Annotated in this window: 5 protein-coding genes; 4 read left to right on the top strand and 1 reads right to left on the bottom strand. The window is 70.9% G+C overall.

Annotated elements, in window-relative coordinates:
• From ABZ193_RS43005 to ABZ193_RS43020, 4 genes are all read left to right on the top strand, one after another.
• Window positions 1-342: LysM peptidoglycan-binding domain-containing protein (locus tag ABZ193_RS43005; RefSeq protein ID WP_354714580.1), on the top strand; the 342-nt coding region annotated here is incomplete at its 5' end.
• Window positions 343-601: 259 nt separating this feature from the next.
• Window positions 602-1084 (top strand): transcriptional regulator NrdR, encoded by a 483-nt coding sequence (nrdR, locus tag ABZ193_RS43010; protein WP_027936105.1) that lies wholly within the window; start codon window positions 602-604, stop codon window positions 1082-1084.
• A gap of 29 nt (window positions 1085-1113) precedes the next feature.
• Window positions 1114-3933 carry a vitamin B12-dependent ribonucleotide reductase gene (locus ABZ193_RS43015; protein ID WP_354714583.1) on the top strand — a complete coding sequence of 940 codons (2820 nt, stop codon included), beginning with the start codon at window positions 1114-1116 and terminating at the stop codon, window positions 3931-3933.
• An 80-nt stretch (window positions 3934-4013) separates the two neighbouring features.
• A complete protein-coding gene (locus tag ABZ193_RS43020) occupies window positions 4014-4778 on the top strand; it encodes an NAD(P)H-binding protein (protein ID WP_354714585.1) in 765 nt (254 codons plus the stop codon).
• On the opposite strand, the gene ABZ193_RS43025 is transcribed toward ABZ193_RS43020, so the two are convergent.
• Window positions 4760-5587, bottom strand: a complete 828-nt coding sequence (locus ABZ193_RS43025) for a LysR family transcriptional regulator (protein WP_354714587.1) — start codon at window positions 5585-5587, stop codon at window positions 4760-4762. The genes ABZ193_RS43020 and ABZ193_RS43025 overlap by 19 nt on opposite strands.
• Window positions 5588-6057 lie beyond the last annotated feature (470 nt).

Consider the following 6057-nt stretch of genomic DNA (forward strand, 5'->3'; position numbering starts at 1 on the left):
GTCGCCGGCCGCCGTCCCGGTCCGGTCGCCGCCTGCCCGCGCCGGATCGCGCCGCGGTGGCCGTGGCTCGCCGCGGTCGGGGTCGCCATCGCGCTCGCCGTCACCGGGTTGGGTGTTTTCGCCGGGTCGTTCGCGCCGGACGTCCCGGAGCGGACGGCCACCGTCGCGGTCGCGCCGGGGGAGACGCTGTGGGATCTGGCGCGGCAGTACGCGCCGGGGAGCGACACGGGCGCCGTGGTCGAGCGCATCGAGGAGCTGAACCACCTGCCGGCCGAGTCGGTCGTGCCGGGTCTGTTGCTCACCGTGCCGATCGAATCCGGCTCCGTGATCACGGGCTCGTGAAGGCCGTCGCCATACCTCATCACTCGCTCGTGTCGCTTGCGCCCCGCCTGCGCGCGTTCTAAGGTCCACCGCTATATCTAGTAGTTACATGGCTGTAGTTGGTCCACAAGTTGGGGTAGACTGAGGACGAGTTGTCCACAGGCGGTGGGTGTTCACCCACCGGATATCCACATGTTGATCACCAGGTTCGAGTCGTAGCGTGGCGGCGCGGGCCGGGGTGGATGTCACCCGCGGGACGAGAGGGGAAGGTGTTCGGAAAGTGCGTTGCCCGTTCTGCCGTCACGCCGACTCCCGGGTCGTCGACTCGCGGGAAGTGGACGAGGGGCAGGCCATCCGCCGCAGGCGGTCCTGCTCGGCGTGCGGTCGCCGGTTCACCACGTCCGAGACGATGGTGCTGGCGGTCGTCAAGCGTTCCGGGGTCACCGAGCAGTTCAGCAGGGACAAGGTGGTCCGGGGAGTGCGCCGCGCCTGCCAGGGCAGGCCGGTCGACGACGACGCGTTGCAGCAGCTCGCCCAGCGGGTCGAGGAGTCGATCCGCGCGGCCGGAGTCGCCGAGATCCCGAGTCACGAGGTCGGCCTCGCCATCCTCGGGCCGCTGCGGGAACTCGACGAGGTCGCCTACCTCCGGTTCGCCAGCGTCTACCGCTCCTTCTCCTCGGTCGAGGACTTCGAGAAGGAGATCGCGGACCTGCGCAAGGCCATGGCAGACAAGCACGGCGACGAAAGCGCGGCCGGGGCATGAGCCCGGCACGCGGCGGGAGGGACGAATCGATGACCGAGACCGTGGGTGCGAGCACGGCGAGCGGCAAGTCGGCGAAGCGGGGCAAGCGGGGGCTGAAGATCAGCCGGGTGTTCACGACCGAGGGCGTGCACCCGTACGACGAGGTCGCCTGGGAGCAGCGCGACGTCGTCATGACCAACTGGCGTGACGGGTCGATCAACTTCGAGCAGCGGGGCGTCGAGTTCCCCGAGTTCTGGTCGATGAACGCGACCAACATCGTCACCAGCAAGTACTTCCGCGGTGCGGTGGGCAGTCCGCAGCGCGAGCGCAGCCTCAAGCAGCTCATCGACCGCGTCGTGCACGCCTACGTGAAGGCCGGCACCGAGCACGGCTACTTCGCGACGGGCACCGACGCCGAGATCTTCGAGCACGAGCTCACCTGGATGCTGCTGCACCAGGTCTTCAGCTTCAACTCCCCGGTGTGGTTCAACGTCGGCACCTCCTCCAAGCAGCAGGTCTCCGCCTGCTTCATCCTCGCGGTCGACGACACCATGGAGTCGATCCTGGACTGGTACAAGGAAGAGGGGATGATCTTCCGCGGCGGGTCCGGCGCGGGCATCAACCTCTCCCGCATCCGGTCCTCCAAGGAGCTGCTGTCCTCCGGCGGCACCGCGTCCGGCCCGGTGTCCTTCATGCGCGGCGCCGACGCCTCCGCCGGCACCATCAAGTCCGGTGGCGCCACCCGGCGCGCGGCGAAGATGGTCGTCCTCGACGTCGACCACCCGGACATCGAGGAGTTCATCCAGACCAAGGCGCGCGAGGAGGAGAAGATCCGCGTCCTGCGCGACGCGGGCTTCGACATGGACCTCTCCGGCGCCGACATCACGTCGGTGCAGTACCAGAACGCCAACAACTCGGTGCGCGTCAGCGACGAGTTCATGCGCGCCGTCGAGTCCGACGCCGAGTTCGGGCTGCGCGCCCGCCTCACCGGCGAGGTCATCGACACCGTGAACGCGCGGAAGCTGTTCCGTTCGATGGCGCAGGCCGCGTGGGAGTGCGCGGACCCGGGCCTGCAGTACGACGACACGATCAACGACTGGCACACCTGCCCCGAGTCGGGCCGGATCACCGCGTCGAACCCGTGCAGCGAGTACATGCACCTGGACAACTCCAGCTGCAACCTGGCTTCGCTGAACCTGCTGAAGTTCCTCAAGGACGACGGCACGTTCGACGGTGAGCTGTTCGTCAAGGCGGTCGAGTTCGTCATCACCGCGATGGACATCTCGATCTGCTTCGCGGACTTCCCGACCGAGGCGATCGGCGACACCACCCGCAAGTTCCGCCAGCTGGGCATCGGCTACGCCAACCTGGGCGCGCTGCTGATGGCCACCGGGCACGCGTACGACTCCGACGGCGGCCGCGCGCTCGCCGCGAGCATCACGTCGCTGATGACCGGCACGTCCTACCGCCGCTCGGCCGAGATGGCCGGCGTGGTCGGCGCGTACGAGGGCTACAGCCGCAACGCCGAGGCGCACCAGCGCGTCATGCGCAAGCACGCCGCGGCCAACGACGCGATCCGCACGATGCACACCAACGACGTGGCGATCCGCGACCTGGCCACCCGCGAGTGGCAGAAGGGCATCGAGATCGGCGCGAAGAACGGCTGGCGCAACGCGCAGGCCAGCGTGCTCGCCCCGACCGGCACCATCGGCTTCATGATGGACTGCGACACCACCGGTATCGAGCCGGACTTCTCGCTGGTGAAGTTCAAGAAGCTCGTCGGCGGCGGCTCGATGCAGATCGTCAACCAGACCATCCCGCGCTCGCTCAAGACCCTGGGCTACCAGGACGAGCAGATCGAGGCGATCGTCGAGTACATCGCCGAGCACGGCCACGTCGTCGACGCGCCGGGCCTGCGCCCGGAGCACTACGAGGTGTACGACTGCGCCATCGGCGAGCGGTCCATCGCCCCGATGGGCCACGTGCGCATGATGTCCGCGGTGCAGCCGTTCCTGTCCGGCGCGATCTCCAAGACGGTCAACATGCCGGAGACGGCGACGGTCGAGGAGATCGAGGAGATCTACTTCCAGGGCTGGAAGCTGGGCCTCAAGGCGCTGGCGATCTACCGCGACAACTGCAAGGTCGGCCAGCCGCTGTCCAGCGCGAAGAAGAAGGCCGAGACCGCCGACGTCGAGCCGGAGAAGGTCGTCGAGTACAAGCCGATCCGCAAGCGGCTGCCGAAGAAGCGCCCGAGCCAGACCCTGTCCTTCACGGTCGGCGGCGCGGAAGGCTACCTGCACGCCGGTTCGTATCCGGACGACGGGCTGGGCGAGATCTTCGTCAAGCTGGGCAAGCAGGGTTCGACGCTGGCGGGTGTCATGGACGCCTTCTCGATGTCGATCTCGGTGGGCCTGCAGTACGGCATCCCGCTGGAGTTCTACGTCTCGAAGTTCTCGAACCTGCGCTTCGAGCCGGCCGGCATGACGGACGACCCGGACATCCGGATCGCCACCAGCGTGCTGGACTACCTGTTCCGCCGCCTCGCGCTGGACTACCTGCCGTACGAGAAGCGGGCCGAGCTGGGCATCTTCACCGCGGCCGAGCGCGCCGCGCAGGTGGAGACGGGCTACGGTTCGCAGCCGGCCGAGCAGGTCGACCTGGAGGCGCTGCGCAGCACGGTCGACTCGAGCCCCGCGAAGGCCGAGCCGGCGGAGCAGCCCCAGGCGGCGCACAGCACGGCCGAGCTGATGGACCTGCACCTCGGCAAGGCGGCCGACGCGCCGCTGTGCATGACCTGCGGAACGAAGATGCGCCCCGCGGGCTCCTGCTACGCCTGCGAAGGCTGCGGCGCCACCTCCGGCTGCAGCTGACCTGACGATGTGACACAGCGGCCGGGTGCTTTCGCGCCCGGCCGCTGTCACGTTTCGGTGGCCTGCCGAGTCTTCTCAGCATGAGCGAAACGATCCTCGTCACCGGCGGGACCGGTGTTCTCGGCCGGGCCGTTGCCCGGCGTCTCCTCGCGCCGGAGCGGGAAGTCCGGGTGCTAAGCCGTCGTCCGGCGCCGGACGGCACGGCCTACGCCTGGCGCACCGGCGACCTCCGCACCCGACAGGGCATCGACGCGGCGGTGGCGGGCGCGGACGTGATCGTCCACTGCGCGACCACGCTCGGCGGCAAGGACGTCGCCACGACCAGGACGCTCCTCGACGTCGCCCGGCGCCACGGCACGCCGCACGTCGTGTTCATCTCGATCGTGGGCGTCGACCGGGTCCCGCTCCCGTACTACCGCGCGAAGCTCGCCGCGGAGGAGGCGGTCATCGGGTCGGGGCTGCCGTGGACGATCCTGCGTGCCACGCAGTTCCACGACCTGATGTGCCGCATCGTGGAGGTCCAGCGCCGACTGCCTGCCGTCCTGTACCCCGCCCGGTTCCGGTTCCAGCCGGTCGACGCGGGTGAGGTCGCCGCGCGCCTCGCGGACCTCGCCCTCCAGGACCCCGCCGGCCGGGCGCCGGACATGGGCGGGCCCGAGGTCCGGGAGTTCGCCGACCTGGCCCGGAGCTACCTGCGCCACCGGGGCCGCCGGCGCGTGCTCGTGCCGGTCCCGCTCCCCGGCGCCACCGCCCGCGCCTACCGAGCTGGCCACCACCTGACGCCGGACACCTCGGGGCGCACCACGTTCGAGGAGTTCCTGGCCGCTCAGGCCGCCATCGCGTAGAGGACCTCGCGCAGGTCGTCCTCGCGGTCGGTGCGCCACACCACGCGCAACGCCAGCTCGGCGGGATCCGCCATCGGCTGCGCGACGAGTGTGCCGTCCGCGAGGTCGCCGCCGACCGCGAAGTCCGGCAGCAGCGCGACGCCGAGGCCCTGCGCCACCCACGACCGGATCGTCGACACGCTGTCGAACTCCAGCCGCCTGCCGCCCGTGCCCAGCAACCGGTCGGCGGCCATCCGGAACGAGCACCCGTCCGGGGTGACCAGCAGGGCGTCGCCGTCGTACCCGGGGCGGGCGACCAGGAGCAGCCGCACGGTCTCGATATCCACAAAGGACAGATCGCCGCCGTCGAAGCCCAGTGTGCCGAGCGCGGTTCCGGTGTCCAGCAGCAGGCCAGCGTCGAGCGAACCGTCCGCCACCGCGCGCAGCAGCGGTTGCCGCATCAGGGACCGCACCGCCAGGTCGACGTCGGGCCGCCGATCCGCGAGCCGGGCGACGACGGCGGGCAGCCGCGTGGCGACGAGGGTTTCCAGCGCGCCGACGGTGAAGCGGGTGCGCTCGTCGCTCACCAGGCGCCGGATCGACTCGGCCTGGTCGAGCAGCCGCCGCGCCTCGGGCAGCAGCAGGCGCCCACGCTCGGCGAGTGCCATACCGGTCGGCTTGCGCTCGAACAGCACCACCCCGAGCGAGCTCTCGAGCGACCGCACGTGCTCCGAAACCGTCGCAGGCGACAGCTCGAGCAGCGAGGCCGCACCGGTGACCGAGCCGGCCGACGCCACCGCCACGAAGGCCCGCAACTGCCGCAACTCCATGAGATCCACTCTAGCCAGGAGGTGTTCGGAAAAACCGAACGCAGCCGGCGGAGGAGGCTGCGCGCTGCCGGGGCACCCGCGCGGCGCCGGGCGTGCGTGCAGTCGGGCGCCCGCGCGGCGCCGGGTGAGGGCGTAGCTGGGCGCCCGTGCGGCGTCGGGTGGGCGCGGAGCCGGGGCACCCGCATGCCGGCCGGGTTGAGGGCGTAGCCGGGCGCCCATGCGGCGTTGGGTGGGCGCGTGGCCGGGTGCGCGCATGCCGTCGGGCGAGCGTGCGGCCGGGCACCCGCATGGCGCCGGGTGAGCGTGCAGCCGGGCATCCGCGCGCCGCCGGGTGAGCGCCCGGTTGGGCGCCCGCATGCCGCCGGATCAACGGCAGCCGGGGCACCCCACGCCGCGGGTGGGCGCGTGGCGGGTGCGCGCATGGCGCCGGGTGAGCGTGCAGCCGGACATCCGCGCGCCGCCGGGTGAGC

Origin of the sequence: Amycolatopsis sp. NPDC006125 (genome assembly GCF_040614195.1) — a bacterium.
GTDB classification, from domain to species: Bacteria; Actinomycetota; Actinomycetes; order Mycobacteriales; family Pseudonocardiaceae; genus Amycolatopsis_E; species Amycolatopsis_E tucumanensis.